General features: G+C 42.5%; 16 protein-coding genes. 3 read left to right on the top strand and 13 right to left on the bottom strand.

Annotation, left to right across the window (positions count from 1 at the left end; all coding sequences use genetic code 11):
* Positions 1 to 284 precede the first annotated feature (284 nt).
* From hemG to pepQ, 4 genes are read right to left on the bottom strand one after another with little or no spacing between them, the layout of a single operon-like run.
* On the bottom strand, positions 285 to 821 hold the full coding sequence (hemG, locus tag EAE90_RS04195; protein ID WP_214052412.1) for a menaquinone-dependent protoporphyrinogen IX dehydrogenase: 537 nt from the start codon (positions 819 to 821) through the stop codon (positions 285 to 287).
* Positions 822 to 844: 23 nt separating this feature from the next.
* Entirely contained in the window at positions 845 to 2296 is a 1452-nt protein-coding gene (trkH, locus tag EAE90_RS04190) for a Trk system potassium transporter TrkH (protein WP_214052401.1), read from the bottom strand.
* Positions 2297 to 2333: 37 nt separating this feature from the next.
* Positions 2334 to 2945: an IMPACT family protein gene (locus EAE90_RS04185; protein ID WP_214052400.1), complete on the bottom strand. Its 612-nt coding sequence runs from the start codon at positions 2943 to 2945 to the stop codon at positions 2334 to 2336.
* Positions 2945 to 4279, bottom strand: a complete 1335-nt coding sequence (gene pepQ, locus EAE90_RS04180) for a Xaa-Pro dipeptidase (RefSeq protein ID WP_214052399.1) — start codon at positions 4277 to 4279, stop codon at positions 2945 to 2947. The genes EAE90_RS04185 and pepQ overlap by 1 nt, the downstream gene beginning before the upstream one ends.
* 272 nt (positions 4280 to 4551) lie before the next feature.
* On the opposite strand from pepQ, the gene fadB reads away from it, so the two are divergent.
* Positions 4552 to 6738: a fatty acid oxidation complex subunit alpha FadB gene (fadB, locus tag EAE90_RS04175; protein ID WP_214052398.1), complete on the top strand. Its 2187-nt coding sequence runs from the start codon at positions 4552 to 4554 to the stop codon at positions 6736 to 6738.
* Between the two features lie 11 nt (positions 6739 to 6749).
* A complete protein-coding gene (gene fadA, locus EAE90_RS04170) occupies positions 6750 to 7916 on the top strand; it encodes an acetyl-CoA C-acyltransferase FadA (protein WP_214052397.1) in 1167 nt (388 codons plus the stop codon).
* 80 nt (positions 7917 to 7996) lie between these two features.
* Here the strand turns inward: fadA and fre are convergent, their stop codons facing one another.
* The gene (gene fre / locus EAE90_RS04165; protein WP_214052396.1) at positions 7997 to 8698 is read right to left on the bottom strand and encodes an NAD(P)H-flavin reductase; all 702 of its coding nucleotides are present in this window, start codon (positions 8696 to 8698) and stop codon (positions 7997 to 7999) included.
* A 10-nt stretch (positions 8699 to 8708) separates the two neighbouring features.
* A complete protein-coding gene (gene ubiD / locus EAE90_RS04160; protein ID WP_214052411.1) occupies positions 8709 to 10181 on the bottom strand; it encodes a 4-hydroxy-3-polyprenylbenzoate decarboxylase in 1473 nt (490 codons plus the stop codon).
* Between the two features lie 643 nt (positions 10182 to 10824).
* Here ubiD and rfaH point away from each other — a divergent pair.
* Complete coding sequence (gene rfaH, locus EAE90_RS04155) at positions 10825 to 11313, top strand: transcription/translation regulatory transformer protein RfaH (protein ID WP_214052395.1); 489 nt, start codon at positions 10825 to 10827, stop codon at positions 11311 to 11313.
* Between the two features lie 49 nt (positions 11314 to 11362).
* On the opposite strand, the gene hemB is transcribed toward rfaH, so the two are convergent.
* The 7 genes from hemB to ubiE all read right to left on the bottom strand — a co-directional run bounded on the left by hemB (position 11363) and on the right by ubiE (position 17131).
* Complete coding sequence (gene hemB, locus EAE90_RS04150; protein WP_214052394.1) at positions 11363 to 12376, bottom strand: porphobilinogen synthase; 1014 nt, start codon at positions 12374 to 12376, stop codon at positions 11363 to 11365.
* 109 nt (positions 12377 to 12485) lie between these two features.
* Positions 12486 to 13268 carry a Sec-independent protein translocase subunit TatC gene (tatC, locus tag EAE90_RS04145; protein WP_214052393.1) on the bottom strand — a complete coding sequence of 261 codons (783 nt, stop codon included), beginning with the start codon at positions 13266 to 13268 and terminating at the stop codon, positions 12486 to 12488.
* Positions 13269 to 13289: 21 nt separating this feature from the next.
* Positions 13290 to 13733 carry a Sec-independent protein translocase protein TatB gene (gene tatB / locus EAE90_RS04140; protein WP_214052392.1) on the bottom strand — a complete coding sequence of 148 codons (444 nt, stop codon included), beginning with the start codon at positions 13731 to 13733 and terminating at the stop codon, positions 13290 to 13292.
* Between the two features lie 3 nt (positions 13734 to 13736).
* Positions 13737 to 13997, bottom strand: coding sequence for a Sec-independent protein translocase subunit TatA (gene tatA / locus EAE90_RS04135; protein WP_105399367.1), 261 nt, complete (start codon positions 13995 to 13997; stop codon positions 13737 to 13739).
* 99 nt (positions 13998 to 14096) lie between these two features.
* Positions 14097 to 15737 carry a ubiquinone biosynthesis regulatory protein kinase UbiB gene (gene ubiB / locus EAE90_RS04130; RefSeq protein WP_214052391.1) on the bottom strand — a complete coding sequence of 547 codons (1641 nt, stop codon included), beginning with the start codon at positions 15735 to 15737 and terminating at the stop codon, positions 14097 to 14099.
* The gene (gene ubiJ / locus EAE90_RS04125; protein WP_214052390.1) at positions 15724 to 16374 is read right to left on the bottom strand and encodes a ubiquinone biosynthesis protein UbiJ; all 651 of its coding nucleotides are present in this window, start codon (positions 16372 to 16374) and stop codon (positions 15724 to 15726) included. Before ubiJ ends, ubiB begins: the two co-directional genes overlap by 14 nt.
* A 1-nt stretch (position 16375) precedes the next feature.
* A complete protein-coding gene (gene ubiE, locus EAE90_RS04120) occupies positions 16376 to 17131 on the bottom strand; it encodes a bifunctional demethylmenaquinone methyltransferase/2-methoxy-6-polyprenyl-1,4-benzoquinol methylase UbiE (protein WP_214052389.1) in 756 nt (251 codons plus the stop codon).
* Positions 17132 to 17144 lie beyond the last annotated feature (13 nt).

The raw sequence follows: 17144 nt of genomic DNA, 5'->3' as shown, positions 1-17144 counted from the left end.
GGTCTTGTGAGTGCCCACACAGATTGTCTGATTAATTGTTAAAGAGCAGGCTGAATTAAAAAAAGATATTCTCGTTCAGCCGGGCTGCGTATACTACGCTTTTCGCCCGCAGAGTCAAGCGCTTATTGCCGCTTTCCCTGCCTGACCACACAATGTTTATCAGCGTTGTGTCGGTCAGTGGTGGCGCATTATAGGGAGTTCTTTGACGCTGGCAAGCATTTATTGAAAAAAAACTTTCATTCGCAGTTTTTTTCAACAAAACACGGATAAAAAGAACAAATCAGTTATTTTTTACTCACTATTTTAAGAAAATCATCGGAAAAACGATCGACTTGCTGCCAGTCGGTATACTCAATCTCTTTGGTTGTATCAGTTTCCCCACCAGTCATCTTCATAATCATTTTAACCATTACCCGATCCAACCAATGATAACGAGGATAAAGTAATGCTCCCGCAAAAACACCACACAAATCTGGCTTCCACGGGGTATTAAACAGGAATTTACGAACATAGACATTCGTTTCTGGTGTACGCTTCTCTGGCTTCCTTGCTGTCAGATTTACACCAAAAAACGCAGTTGGCATTTTATTAAGTTGTTGTTGATGACAGGTAGCAAACCTTTTCAGTACCGAACTGAAATGACCATATCTGATCGAAGCTCCAATCATAACCTTGTCATAAGATTCCAAATTGATCATTTTTACTGTTGCTAAGTCTCTGAGATCGCATACCTCCCCTGATCTGCGTAGATTTTCAGCAATGCGGGTAATGATTTTCTTAGTCTGCCCATCCCGACTGGAATAAAGTAACAAATAATTCATAGCCATATCCCTCTCCCAATAGACTATTCACGCCAGAAGGTTGGTGTAAATAAAACTAATAAAGTGAATACTTCCAAGCGCCCAAACAACATCGTTATTACTAATATCCATTTGGCTGCCGGATTCATTGCAGTGAAGTTATCCGCAACAACACCCAACCCTGGCCCTAGATTATTTAGTGTAGCGGCTATTGCAGAAAATGCAGAAAGTTCATCTATACCAGTTGCGATAAGTAATAATAAACTAATGATAAATACCAAAGCATAAGCAGAAAAGAACCCCCAAACAGCTTCAATAATCCTTTCAGGTAATGCTCTTCGCCCTAGCTTGAGGGTATAAACCGCATTTGGATGAACCAATCTCTTCAATTCACGGGAACCTTGCAGAAATAGCAATAAGATACGAATCACCTTCAGCCCTCCTCCCGTCGAACCCGCACAACCGCCAATAAAAGCGGAACACAATAGCAGGATTGGCAAAAATGATGGCCAACGAGCAAAACTATCTGTGCTGAACCCTGCTGTTGTCGCCATTGAAACAACCTGGAAAAAAGCTTGGTTTAGTGTCTCTATCCCCGATTTATAAACAGCGTGATGCCATAAGATCAGAGTGCAGATAATGACAAGCACTAATTGAATAGAGATAAACATCCGAAATTCAGGGTCTCGCCAATATACTGTCAGGCTACGTCCCGTTAATACTGCGAAGTGCAAACCAAAGTTACACCCAGAAATCAGCAGAAAAATCGCAATAATGGTATTTATCGCGGGGCTATTGAAATAACCAATGCTCGCGTCATGTGTAGAAAATCCACCAATCGCGATAGTTGAAAAACTGTGAGAAATGGCGTCAAAAACTGACATCCCCGCAGTCCATAATGCTAAAGCGCAGGCAATTGTTAGTAACACATAAATCAACCATAAAGTTTTTGCCGTTTCAGCAATTCGCGGGCGCATTTTATTATCTTTCAAGGGGCCTGGCATTTCAGCCCGATAGAGTTGCATTCCCCCAACTCCAAGGAGAGGCAATATTGCAACAGCCAGCACAATAATCCCCATACCACCTAACCATTGCAGCATCTGCCGATAGAAAAGAATCGCTTTAGGCAAGGAATCAAGCCCAATCAGTGTCGTAGCACCTGTTGTTGTTAAACCGGAGAAAGATTCAAAAAATGCATCTGTAATAGAAAGATTTGGCTGTTCAGCAAAGATGAAAGGTAAAGCCCCAACGCTACCAAGTACTATCCAAAATAAAGCAACGATAAGAAACCCTTCCCGAGGCTTTAATTCATGTTTTTGCTCCCGATTTGGTATCCAAAGCATTAAACCGATCATTAAGGCAAAAATAAATGTCTGACTAAATGCACGCCCAGCGCCATCACGATAGATAAGTGCTACCAATCCTGGAATTATCATGGTGACAGAGAAAAGAATGACAAGCAGCCCAACAATACGGGTTATGGCACGAAAATGCATTTAGCTGGTTCCTTAGAAATCCAGTTACAGAGAATATTTACAGATCAGGTGTTAAATGCAGTACACCACGACTTAGATCACGTAATTTATCACCGACTTCCCCCACTAAGGTAGTTGGAAGTGAAATCCGCAAAGTAACATTCTCTGCATACTCACTGGAAATAATTTGCCCTGATGATTTCTGTAATAACTGTTCAATCATAGAGATATGGGCATATTCACACTGCAAGGAACAGAGTTTCTGTGGAACCTTATATTTCGTTTCCAGCAACTTCAGCGCCTGTTGGACACCACTTCCATATGCCCTTACTAACCCACCGGTACCTAATTTTATTCCACCAAAATAACGGACAACAACCGCGGTTATTTCACCAATATTATTTCCCATAAGCTGGGATAACATCGGCTTACCTGCGGTCCCAGAAGGCTCACCATCATCTGAAAAACCCAATTGTTGTGAATCATCCGGCGCACCAGCAACAAATGCCCAGCAGTGATGGCGGGCATCAGGGTACTGAGCTTTGACTTGCTGGATAAACTCCTTGGCCTCATCCACCCCGCAAGTATGCTCCAGCAAGGTAATAAAGCGACTTTTTTTAATCTCTTCAGTAAAACTCACTGAAGCTGCTGGTATCAAATAAGGCTTCATTATGGCAATTGAAGATCCCTGGTCATGTTTTCCACTTTATTTTCATGGATCACAATGTTGTCTTCGATACGAATACCACCGAAAGGTTTAAACATCCCGATTTTATTCCAGTCAAAATGTTTGCTGAATTCACTTTCACGCCAAGGTGCAAGCAGAGATTCGATGAAATAAAGACCTGGCTCAATAGTCAGGACCATACGAGGCTCCAGAATACGGGTACAACGCAGATAAGGATACCTATCGGGAGCTGCTAAATGTGTACCTGTATCATCCTGCATAAACCCTGCCGCATCATGGACCTGTAATCCAAGAGGATGACCAAGGCCATGTGGAAAGAATGGCGTTGTCAGCCCTTTTTCAACCATGACTTCTTCACTGACATCTTTCACGATACCATGTTTTTTCAATAACTTAGCAATCCGATGATGCATCTGAATATGATATTCGGTATAGCGAACGCCTGCTTTAATTGTACTGATTAGTGCTTTTTGTTCAGCATTCATATCTTTAATTAAAGAAGAAAATTCGTTATTGCTTTTTGCTGAATAAGTACGGGTGATATCTGCTGCATAACCATTATATTCAGCACCGGCATCAATCAGGAAACTACGTATCTCTGAAGGAGTATTGTGCTGCAATACAGTGTAATGCAAAACAGCAGCATTCTCATTCATAGCAATAATATTGTCATAAGGTACATCTGTATCACGATGACCTGTTGCCATAAGATAAGAGATATTAATATCAAATTCACTCATTCCAGCCTGAAATGCTTCATAAGCTGCCAAATGTCCTACAACAGCCGTTTTTTGTGCTTCACGCATACAGGCTAGTTCATAATCTGTTTTGTATGAACGATAGAAATGCAAATAATCAAGGACAGACTTTGGATTAATATTGTGTTCAGAGAAACCAATCTCTTTTGCTCTTTGTGGTGAACAACCAATGTAAGCAACATTCTGTTTCACATAAGTGCTTAACACTGAATTGATATCTCCAGCATTTGCCAGATGAATCATTTCAACTTCTTTAGTCCAGTAACTAGTCGGCAGCGGTTCTACACTATGCCAATAATCTACCGGTGAGTAAAACCATAATTTAGGCTTATTAATACCATCTACCCACAACCAGCAATTAGGCACTTTAGTTACTGGTACCCAAGCTTTGAAGTGAGTGTTAACTTTGAAGGGGTAGTCTCTATCATCAAGAAAAATACGCTGTAACTCACCGGAGTGAATCAGCAAAGCATCAAATTGATTACGGGCCAATGCTTCACAGGTACGTTGCTGCAATGTAGAGATATGTTCGCGGTACAGAGATGCCAACTTTTCCATTTCAATTGACCTTTTTTATTCTATGGCTAAACCATTAGCTTATCACAGCCATTGATATTTGCAGGTATCACGCAAAACCCTCTCAATTTATCGGCTCCCGCTAACACCTTATTTATCAAAATATAAAAACAATTATTGTCAATGAGATACAAATCTCACTTGTGATCACCCTTGCAAAAAACTAATCACTCATTTGCATTTACTTAACATAATAACCACAATCAAACCCATCTGGTCATACCAGATGGTATGCGCTCATTTAGGAGAACGACATGCTCTATCAAAGTGAAACAATTCAAGTAAGCTGGCTGAAAGATGGCATTGCTGAACTGGTTTTCAATGCCCCAGCCGCGATTAATAAACTAGATACCAAAACCGTTGCATCTCTCGATAAGGCTGTTGCCAGCCTGGAGCAACAAACTGGACTGAAAGGCGTTTTATTACGTTCTGAAAAAGCTGCATTTATTGTTGGTGCAGATATTACTGAATTTCTCTCTTTATTCGATTCACCTGTAGAAAAACTGCAAGAATGGCTTAACTTTTCAAATAGCATTTTAAACCGGATAGAAGATTTACCTGTGCCAACCATTTCGGCAATAAACGGTTATGCTCTTGGTGGTGGTTGTGAATGTGTTCTATCTACAGATTTCCGTATAGCCTCCCCGGATGTACGCATTGGGCTGCCAGAAACCAAACTTGGTATTATGCCTGGTTTTGGTGGCTCTGTTCGCCTTCCACGCTTGATCGGGACTGATAATGCACTGGATATCATTGCTGCCGGCAAAGACATTGGTGCAGAAGAAGCATTGAAAAACGGTTTGATTGATGCTGTTGTTCCCAAAGAAAAACTGGTTGATTCCGCAGTATCAATGCTGGAACAAGCAATTGCAGGAAACCTTAACTGGAAAGCCGCACGCCAGCCGAAATTAGAACCTTTGAAACTCAATGAAATTGAACGAGGCATGAGTTTTAGTGTGGCAAAAGGTATGGTAATGAAAGTCGCCGGCCCTCATTATCCAGCTCCTATCACCGCAGTTAAATCCATAGAAAAAGCCGCTATACTTGGTCGCGATGAAGCATTGAAACAAGAAACCGCCAGTTTCATTCCTCTAGCACAGACAAGTGTTGCCCGTGCCTTAGTAGGTATTTTTCTTAATGACCAGTATGTAAAAGGGCTGGCAAAAAAACATCTGAAAGAAGTCACAACACCTGAGTATGCCGCAGTTCTAGGTGCAGGAATTATGGGAGGTGGTATAGCCTATCAATCTGCCCGCAAAGGGATTCCTGTCATGATGAAAGACATCAGCCAGCAAGCCCTTGAATTAGGTATGAATGAAGCTGCGAAACTTCTAAACAAACAGTTTGAACGCGGCCGACTGGATGCCATAAAAATGGCAAGAACCCTCTCTTCTATTCAACCGACTTTAAATTATGCCGGTATCGAACAGGCTCAAATCGTGGTTGAAGCTGTAGTAGAGAATCCAAAAATTAAAGCGGCCGTACTATCAGAAACTGAAACTCTGGTTAATGAAGATTGCGTCCTAGCCTCCAATACATCAACAATTCCGATTTCAGAGTTAGCTAAGTCCCTAAAACGCCCAGAAAACTTCTGTGGTATGCATTTCTTCAACCCGGTACATCGCATGCCGTTAGTTGAAGTCATTCGCGGTGAAAAAACGTCTGAAAAGACAATTTCAACCGTAGTCGCCTATGCCAGCAAAATGGGTAAAACTCCGATCGTCGTTAACGACTGTCCAGGGTTCTTTGTAAACCGAGTTCTGCTTCCTTATCTCCTTGGCTTCGGTCTGCTATTGCGTGATGGTGGTGATTTCCGTCAAATAGACAAAATCATGGAGAAAGAATTTGGTTGGCCAATGGGTCCTGCCTACCTTGTTGATGTTATTGGTCTTGATACTGCACATCATGCTCAATCAGTCATGGCCCAAGGGTTCCCAGATCGTATGAAGCGTGATTATAAAGATGCCATTGATGTTTTATATGATAATCAACGTTACGGGCAGAAAAACGGCCTTGGTTTCTACAAGTACACTCAAGATAAGAAAGGTAAGCCTAAAAAAGAGCAAGACGAGCAAGCAGACCAACTGCTGGCAACTATCTGTCAACAAAAGAGTAATTTCTCCGGTGAAGAGATCATTGCTCGTACTATGATCCCGATGATCAACGAAGTTGTCCGTTGTCTGGAAGAAGGTGTCATTGCCAGCCCGGCAGAAGCAGATATGGCTCTGGTTTATGGCCTCGGTTTCCCTCCATTCCACGGTGGTGTTTTCCGTTATCTGGAAACAATGGGAACAGCAGCTTACGTAAAAATGGCTGAAAATTATGCTCACCTCGGTGCTCTTTATCAGGTACCACCTGGTCTGAAAGCCAAAGCTGAACGTAATGAAAGTTACTACCCTACAGCAGCAACGATTGCTGTCAGCACCGGAAAAACAGCGTGAGGTCTGGAAACATGGAAAATGTAGTCATTATTGATGGCATCCGCACCCCAATGGGGCGCTCAAAAGGTGGTGCATTCCGTCAGGTCCGGGCTGAAGATCTCTCCGCTCACCTGATGAAAGAGCTATTTAAACGTAATCCGGCAATACAGCAACATGAAATCGATGACATTTACTGGGGCTGTGTACAGCAAACTCTAGAGCAAGGTTTCAACATTGCCCGTAATGCAGCTTTACTGGCGGATATCCCTCACTCTGTACCAGCCGTGACTGTTAACCGGCTATGCGGTTCATCAATGCAAGCGCTGCATGATGGCGCTCGTATGATCATGACCGGAGAAGCTAATGTCACACTGATTGGTGGTGTAGAGCACATGGGCCACGTTCCAATGACTCATGGAGTGGATTTCCATCCTAAAATGAGTCTGAGCGTTGCCAAAGCCGCAGGAGTCATGGGCTTAACCGCTGAAATGTTGGCAAAGATTCACCATATCAGCCGTGAAATGCAAGATGAATTTGCGCTTCGCTCGCACCAACGTGCAACGCAGGCGACGCAATCAGGCGCATTCTCCAATGAGATATCAGCAATTTATGGCCACGATGCCGATGGCATATTGAAACTGTTTGATTACGATGAAGTGATCCGCCCAGATGCTAATCTGAAAGATCTAGCCGCACTGCGTCCTGTATTCGATCCAGTAACAGGCTCAGTCACAGCAGGCAGCTCTTCTGCTTTATCCGATGGTGCGTCTGCAATGTTGATAACCAGTGAAAGTTATGCCAAGAATCTGGGGCTGAAACCTCGTGCCCGTATCCGTTCTATGGCCGCTGTTGGTTGCGATCCTTCCATTATGGGATATGGTCCAGTCCCTGCTACACAAATGGCGCTCAAGAAAGCAGGTTTAGAATTGGGTGATATTGGCGTGATTGAACTAAACGAAGCATTTGCTGCTCAGTCACTTGCCTGCCTGAAAGGTCTGAATCTGCTGGATAGTATGGATGACAAAGTTAACCTGAATGGTGGCGCAATTGCTCTCGGTCATCCTCTAGGCTGTTCAGGTGCTCGTATAACAACAACATTGTTGAACTTAATGGAACGCCGTGATGTTCAGTTTGGCCTGGCAACCATGTGTATCGGTTTAGGTCAAGGTATCGCCACCATTATAGAAAGAATGGATTAAGAACTTATTTGTAAGAATTATTATAACTGAGTCGTTGTTGCCGTAATTCCCGCCTGTCAGGGGCGGGTTTTTTTATTATTTTAAATGAATTCGAAAGCATCACCATACATGTTGTCAGCAGAAGCATCACGCTCACCACAAAAACGCTCACGAGCAATTTTTGCCATTTCAAATCGCCCTGCAATGTAGATATCATAATTGACCAAACTACCAAAATCCTCTAATACTGCTTTAAGCACTGTTCCTGTACGTCCACACCAACCATTCTCTGACTGTTCAACAACCGGAACAACCTTCAAATTAGGATAGCGCTCTGTAAGTAACTGTAATTCAGCAAGGTCATATAAATGTTGTAATTCTCTGCCTCCCCAATACATAGAGATCTGACGCTCAGGTTGTTCTTCCAACGCTGTCAATAATATTGAACGGGTGTAAGAAAACCCCGTACCGCCGGCAATTAATAACAATGGATTAGCGCTGCTTTGACGGAACCAAGCTTTACCATGAGGGATATCAATATTGATCACTTTCTGATCCAAAATTCTATCCATCACAGCCATTGCATACAAATTCAGTTCAGAAGCACCAATATGTAATTCAATAAATTCCTTTTCTGAAGGCGTTGATGCCATTGAAAACGGACGTTTATCTCTCTCATCCATTACCACCATCAGATACTGACCGGCGCGGAATGAGAACGGAGAATCGGGAAGTAACCGTACCCGATAAACCGTATCAGTAATAGCCTCTACAGAGGTTACTTTGCAGCTCAGTGTTGTCATGCGTTCCCTCTTATGGTCCTAAAATATCTAATTCATCCCAGATTTTGTCGACGCGGGTACGCACTTCTTCACTCATCACAATAGGACGTCCCCATTCCCTCTGCGTCTCTCCCGGCCACTTATTCGTTGCATCCATTCCCATTTTCGAACCTAATCCTGAAACTGGCGATGCAAAATCGAGATAATCTATCGGAGTATTCTCCATTAATACTGTATCTCTTGCCGGGTCCATTCGCGTAGTGATTGCCCAAATGACATCGCTCCAGTCTCTGGCATTGATATCATCATCACAAACAATAACAAACTTTGTATACATAAATTGCCGTAGATATGACCAAACCCCCATCATGACCCGCTTGGCATGACCCGGATATTGTTTCTTCATAGTCACGACGGCAAGACGATAGGAACACCCTTCAGGAGGCAGATAAAAATCGACAATTTCAGGAAACTGTTTTTGTAAAATCGGTACCAGCACCTCATTCAATGCAACCCCCAACACAGCAGGTTCATCCGGCGGGCGGCCAGTATAAGTCGAATGATAAATAGCATCATGCCGCTGAGTAATATGTGTCACAGTGAACACCGGGAACATATCAACTTCATTATAATAGCCCGTATGATCGCCATATGGCCCTTCTGGAGCTAACTCGCCAGGCTCAATATACCCCTCCAAGACGATCTCAGCACTTGCTGGCACCTCCAAGTTACTTGAAAGACACTTCACAACTTCTGTTTTATATCCTCTTAATAACCCGGCAAATGCATATTCCGACAATGTGTCAGGAACCGGCGTCACAGCCCCCAATATTGTCGCTGGATCCGCACCCAAGGCAACAGCCACCGGGAAACGTTCTCCTGGATGTGCCTGACACCATTCCTGAAAATCAAGCGCACCACCACGATGAGATAACCAGCGCATAATGAGTTTATTTTTACCTAATATTTGCTGGCGATAGATACCAAGATTCTGCCGCTCTTTATTCGGACCACGAGTTACTGTCAGCCCCCAAGTAATCAATGGCGCAGCATCCTCCGGCCAACAATGCATGATCGGAATACGGGTTAAATCTACATCGTCACCAACCGAAACATGTTCCTGACAAGGCGCAGTATTAAGCCGTTTAGTTGGCATATTAAGGACTTGCTTAAATTTCGGTAGCTTATCCAGTAAATCACGAAAACCTTTCGGAGGATCGGGTTCTTTCAAAAAAGCTAGCAGCTTACCTACATCATGCAAAGCTTTAACATCTTTTTGCCCCATCCCCATAGCAACACGCTCAGCAGTGCCGAACAAATTACACAATACAGGCATCGAATAACCTTTGGGATTTTCAAACAACAAGGCAGGTCCACCAACGCGAAGAGTACGATCTGCAATCTCAGTCATCTCTAAATAAGGATCAACTTCAAAACTGATGCGTTTCAACTCACCTTTATGTTCCAATAAGGTTAGAAAATCTCTTAAGTCACGGTATTTCATACTATTCATTTATGCCGGTTTTTAAGGGGGAAAACATTATAAGCCATCCCACTCAGCTTTTTTCTGTTTTTTTCGGAAGACTACAAAGTAAACCAATAAGTTACTAAAAAGCAACGAGGTTAATTCAACCTTGCGACCTTAAGGTCAAATACAACGAAATAGAGCCTAATGAGTTAATATTTGAGCATCAAATTACTCAGTAAGATGTTTAGTTGGCTGCACTCACCCCGGTAACATAGTTCGCTATGCTCCCGGGGATTCGCTCCCTTGCCGTCGCGATGCATCTTGAAATCCATTGGGTATATCACTACCTCCTTTCCGGGTTCACTGCACAAGATACCAATCGATCACCACAGATTTCCCATATGACGGCTCAATGACTATCAAATTTTGCAATTACTCAACAGAAATACTGATATTTTTCTTTTTATTAATATTTCCAGAACAAATAACAACCAATTTTATATTAATTACTTTATCCGTCACTTACCAAAATATTACTCATCACTTTTTTACTGAAAAACATAGACTCCACTCATAACAATAAATATGCATCATTAAACAATTATCACTAAGATAATGCCTGTAATGCCCTTTTCTATTTTGCTATGCTTAATAGTCATTGGATAAAGGTTAATTAAAGATGGAAAACTGGTACCTCATTTACTGTAAACGTGGGCAAATTTCACGAGCAATAGAAAATCTGGAACGACAGGATGTTGCTTGCCTTACTCCTACCGCGAGAATTGAAAAAATAACCCGTGGTAAACGTACGGTGAATATAGAACCACTTTTTCCTAATTATCTATTTGTTCAGTTTGATCCTGAAATTATTCATACTACAACTATCAATTCAACACGCGGTGTTAGCCACTTTGTCCGTTTTGGCGTGCACCCTGCTATCGTACCGGAAACGCTGATTAAAGAGATCGTATCAGCAACTGAGCAAGAATATGTATCACCCGATACACCTGTGGCTGGCGATACCGTATTAATCACCGAGGGTATTTTTGAAGGATTGCAAGCTATCTACAATGAGCCAGATGGAGAAACCCGTTCTATTCTGTTACTTAATATTCTGAATAAACAATTACCTAAGGCACTTGATAATAAGCAGTTCGTGAAACTTTAACCAGACAAAAAACGGGCAGAATTTACATTCGCCCGTTTTTAATCAAATATTAACGCTTCTGTTCATATAACTGTTGAGCAACCTGTTTCGCAAAATAGGTCAGTACACCATCTGCTCCTGCGCGCTTAAAGCACAACAGAGACTCTATAATTACCTGTTCCTGCAACCAACCATTCTGAATAGCAGCCATGTGCATGGCATATTCGCCAGATACTTGATAAGCAAAGGTTGGTACACCGAATGTGTCTTTTACCCTGCGGATAACATCCAGATAGGGCATACCTGGTTTTACCATTACAGTGTCAGCGCCTTCCTGCAAATCCTGTGCAATCTCCTGTAATGCTTCATCACTATTCGCAGGGTCCATCTGATAGGTTTTTTTATTACCCCCTTTCAGATTACGATTTGAACCGATTGCGTCACGGAATGGGCCGTAATAATCAGAAGCATACTTAGCGGAGTAAGCCATAATTTGAGTATTTACATATCCTTCCGCTTCAAACAATTCACGGATTGCTCCAATACGCCCATCCATCATGTCGCTCGGCGCTACAATCTCAGCACCAGCTTCTGCATGTGACAATGCCTGTTTAACCAAGATCTCTTTGGTGACATCATTCATTACATAGCCATCCTGGTCGATGATCCCATCCTGACCATGTGTAGTGAATGGATCTAATGCCACATCAGTTAGCAACCCTAGTTCAGGAACAGCATCTTTCAACGCACGAACCGTACGCTGAATCAACCCATCAGGGTTATAAGCTTCTTCCGCACCCAGAGATTTTTTATCTGCTTCAATAACGGGGAACAGAGACAATACAGGAATCCCCAACCGAGCAATCTCTTCAGCTTCTTTTAGCAAAAGATCCATCGTCAGACGATACACCCCTGGCATAGAGGGCACTTCTTGGCGATGATTAGTACCTTCCATCACAAATACAGGATAGATTAAATCATTAACAGTTAATTGGTTTTCAGCAACCAGACGGCGGGAAAAATCATGACAGCGCAACCGGCGCATACGTCGACCAGGGAAAGTTCCTGGAAATGCATAGCTCATATAGCTCTCCTAACTCAAACCCAGCGCGAGTGCGCTGGGTTAATTAATATGCTATCGCTTCGTGCTAATTATCTTAGCACTACAGAACAACATGTTAAGATTACTATTATCACTTTTCCGTATTCACTTCCGCCGCTTCCTGCTCATCGTCCTCTGAACGCTCCCCCAATTTCCGCTGTCCGGTATAAAAACGGGAGAGCAAAATCCCCAGTTCAAACAGCAGATACATAGGAATAGCCAACAAGGTTTGCGAGAAAACATCCGGCGGCGTTAACAACATGCCAACAACAAAAGCACCGACCAAAATATACGGACGCTTTTTCTTCAAGGACTCAGGGGTAACTACCCCACTCCAGCATAATAAAATAATGGCAACGGGTACTTCAAAAGAGACGCCAAAGGCCATAAACAAAGCCATAACAAAGCTTAAGTAATTGCTGATATCCGTTGCAATCAGCACCCCTTCAGGCGCCGTTTTAGCAAAGAATCCAAAAGCAATCGGAAATACGACAAAATAAGCAAATGCCATCCCCAAATAAAACAACAGGCTACTGGAAACCAGCAGGGGGATCATCAAGCGGCGTTCATGCTTATATAACGCGGGTGCAATAAATGCCCATACTTGATAAAGAACCATAGGCGCAGATACGAATATCGACACCATAATGGTCAGTTTTATTGGCGTAAAAAAGGGAGAAGCGACATCTGTCGCTATCATACTGGCGCCTTGAGGCAATTGCTTAATCAAAGGCGCAGAAATCATTTGATAGATGTCGTTAGAAAAATAAACCAATGCTAAAAAAACCACTAATACAGTAAGTAAACTGTTTAGAATTCGCTTACGCAGTTCAATAAGGTGACTGATAAGTGGTTGGGTATCATCAACAGCCATGTTTTAGTGTTCACCATTAACTTAATCAGAAGTTTTTTTCTGCGTTGCAGAAGCCGTTTGATCATTCACTGGAGCAGAAGGCTGAGATGAAGCCTCAACCTGAGACGCTGCCGGCTTTTGTGCCGCCTCATTTACTTCTGATGCTTTCATACTCTCTGCATCAGGTTCATTTTGGTATGCTTTTTTCAAAGACTCAGCAGCTTCTTTTAGCTCATCCATCGAAGCTTTTAGTTCTGGGGATAAATTCTGCAACCCCGCTTCTTCTTGAACTTTTTTCAGGCTTTCCTGGAGCTCCTGCAATTTCAGTTCTTGTGCCAGTTCATTTTGGACGTTAGCAGCTAAAGAGCGCAGCGCCCTAATCCAACCAGCAACTGTTTTTACTGCCACCGGTAGCCGTTCTGGCCCCAAAACCACCAAGCCAATAACCATAACCAGCAGCAGCTCACTAAAACCAATGTCAAACACGGTTTATACCTGCTCTTTGTTTTTGCTCTCAGATGTTGCAGACTGAGCTACGGATTGTTTTTCAGTAATGTTTTTAGTCTCAAAATCGGCATCATTACTGGTTTTTTGAGCCTGTTGAGGTTGATTATCATCCCCTATCGCTTTTTTAAAACCTTTAATAGATGCCCCAAGATCAGAACCCAAAGTACGGAGTTTATTCGTGCCGAACAACAGCACCACAATGACTGCAATAATGAGTAACTGCCAAATGCTTATACCGCCCATTCTGATTTACCTCTATTCAACAGGGATTATTTTAATAGCTCATTATACATACGACGAACTATAACCGGCCTTCAAAAAAAATCTGTCCTAAGACAAATTTTACTCAACTTTACTCAGACGACACCAGCCAAACAACCATGAAACGGTACCTGCGCCTATAAACAACCAAGGAATATTTGCTAAACCAGACAATAAAAACAGACTGCCACAAAAAAACAGTGTCGCACCAACACCAAGCAAATACTGAGACTGTCGCTGTTTTATCTGCTGCCCTTTCAAATGACCTGATAACTTCTCAATAGTCACCTGCAAATGTTTATGCTGCTGAAGACTGTCATACACTAATTCAGGTAGTTCTGGCAACTTTTCTGCCCAATAAGGCGCCCTTTCTTTCAATGCTCGGATAACAGCAGGCAATCCAACCTGGCTATGTAACCACTCCTCCAGGAATGGTTTTGCTGTTTTCCACAAATCAAGCTGTGGATAGAGTTGCCGTCCTAGTCCTTCTACATACAAAAGCGTCTTCTGTAGAAGCACTAACTGAGGCTGCACTGCCATATTAAAACGACGTGCAGTATTAAATAGATTCAGAAGTACATGACCAAATGAAATTTCAGCAAGCGGCTTCTCAAATATTGGCTCACAAACCGTACGGATTGCAAATTCAAAATCTTCAACATTGGTATCACTAGGAACCCAACCTGAATCCACATGAAGTTCAGCAACTTTCCGGTAATCACGATTAAAGAAAGCAATAAAATTCTCAGCCAAATAACGTTTATCATCTTTATTAAGAGAACCAACAATACCGTAATCAATACCAATATAAAACGGATCTTCAGGATGTTCATAGCTGACAAAAATATTTCCCGGATGCATATCCGCATGGAAGAAGCTATCGCGAAAAACCTGTGTAAAAAAGACCTGCACTCCCCGTTCAGCCAGCAATTTCATATTGGTATTCTGCGCTTCTAATGCTTCAATATCAGAAACAGGAATACCATAAACCCGCTCCATCACCAGAACATTTTCACGACAATAATCAGAATAAATTTCCGGTACATAAAGCGTTGAACTATTTTCGAAATTACGGCGGAGTTGAATTGCATTCGCCGCTTCACGCAACAAATTCAGTTCATCAATTAACGTCTTCTCGTATTCCCGCACAACTTCACGAGGACGTAAACGGCGTCCATCGGGCAACAACATCGGTACCCAATTAGCCAGACGGTACATTAATCGGATATCCGCTTTGATAATCGGCAGAATATCAGGACGAATGACTTTGATAACAATTTCCTGTCCATTCTCTTTTAACCGAGCAGTATGGACCTGAGCAATTGAAGCAGAGGCCAGAGCAATAGGTTCAAAATCATCAAACCAAGTTTCTAGTGGCCCTCCTAAAGCAGTTTCAATATATTGACGCGCCAAAGCACCATCAAAAGAGGCAACTCGGTCTTGCAACAATGCCAATTGATCCGCTATCGCGGGAGGAAACAGATCACGCCGCGTTGAAAGCATTTGTCCAAATTTAATCCAAACAGGCCCTAATTCCTGTAAGGCAAGTCGCAGTCTCTCTCCAAGTGATTTATCTTTATGTCTATTCGGTATCCAGAACAATAAATAACGACCAAAACGAAGAGGCCAGGTTAAGCGAATCCGAGGAATGAGTTCATCCAATCCGTAAGAAAGAAAAACCCGAATGATCAAATAAAGGCGCCTTAATTCACCTGGAGTCATATTTTCCCTCTAACACTGCCAATCGTTGCTCTATTTTCTCGATATCTTTGGCCAACATGCTAACTTCTTCACTGAAATAAGCCACTTCAAGCTGATTTGGGGCCAGTTTCCATTCTTCTGTTAACGCTTCCGCCAGATAATTTTTCTGGCATGCCATTGAACTGGAAACAAACTGAAATCCTTTTTTAAGGACTTGATTAATACTTTCGGCAGCGATATCCCCGAAATAAGGAGAAAGATAATGGGCCAAATCCCATTCAACCATATCTAACAAAGCAGACCATTGCTGAACAACCTGCATATCCCCTTCAATAACCATTTCACCGCTATTAAGCAACTTGGAAATTTGTTGGCGATCCCGTAGCTTAAGCAAAGCAGAAAAGTGAGTTTTAACCGTACAATCGGCAGATTCGCCCCATTGGCTTAATACATCCACCTGTTTCTCACTAAACACCAATGTAAGTGGTGTATTCATTTCTTTTAATTCGATCGACAAAACTTTGTCTACCAGCCGCATACGGGCTGGCCTTAACACCGGTTCACGGTACAACAGGTAATTCAATGATGTTTCCATCACTGCGGTTAAAACCGGCGTAAGTGTGGAATTAATAGCTGTACTCAGTGATGGTCTTTCCATCTCAGAATTTAAAACCTCTGTGTAGTGCAACAATGCCGCCAGTCATATTGGTATAAGTCACCTGCTCAAAACCAGCCTCTTCCATCATCGTCTTAAGCGTTTCCTGATCAGGATGCATACGGATGGATTCCGCCAGATAACGATAACTATCAGCATCCTGCACAAAAACCTGACCAATTTTTGGTAGTACATGGAAAGAATAAGCATCATACGCTTTGCTTAACGGTGTGAACAAAGGTTTAGAAAACTCAAGTACCAATAAACGTCCACCCGGCTTCAACACCCGAAACATAGAACGCAGGGCTTTTTCTTTTTCGGTAACATTGCGCAGACCAAAAGAGATAGTGATGCAATTAAAATAGTTATCAGGGAAAGGCAACGCTTCCGCATTGGCTTGCACATAGCTGACATTACCAACAATACCAGCATCACGTAATTTCTCACGCCCAACCTTCAGCATAGATTCATTGATATCAGCAAGAACAACTTCACCTTTCTCACCAACTATACGAGAAAATTTGGCGGTCAGATCTCCGGTACCACCAGCTAAATCAAGTATCCTATGACCTCGGCGCACACCACTGGCATCAATAGCCACACGCTTCCAAATACGATGGATGCCAAACGACATTAAATCATTCATTAAATCGTATTTTGTCGCAACAGAATGAAACACATCAGCCACCATGCCTGCTTTTTCATCCTTTGCTACAGTACGGAAACCAAAATGTGTGGTTTGTTTCGTTTGGTCTACCATGTTATTTGCCCAT

The sequence above is a fragment of the Photorhabdus caribbeanensis genome (genome assembly GCF_018448885.1).
GTDB lineage: Bacteria > Pseudomonadota > Gammaproteobacteria > Enterobacterales > Enterobacteriaceae > Photorhabdus > Photorhabdus caribbeanensis.
The sequence above is the reverse complement of the archived record's forward strand: the minus strand, read 5'-3'. Positions and strand labels throughout refer to the sequence as shown.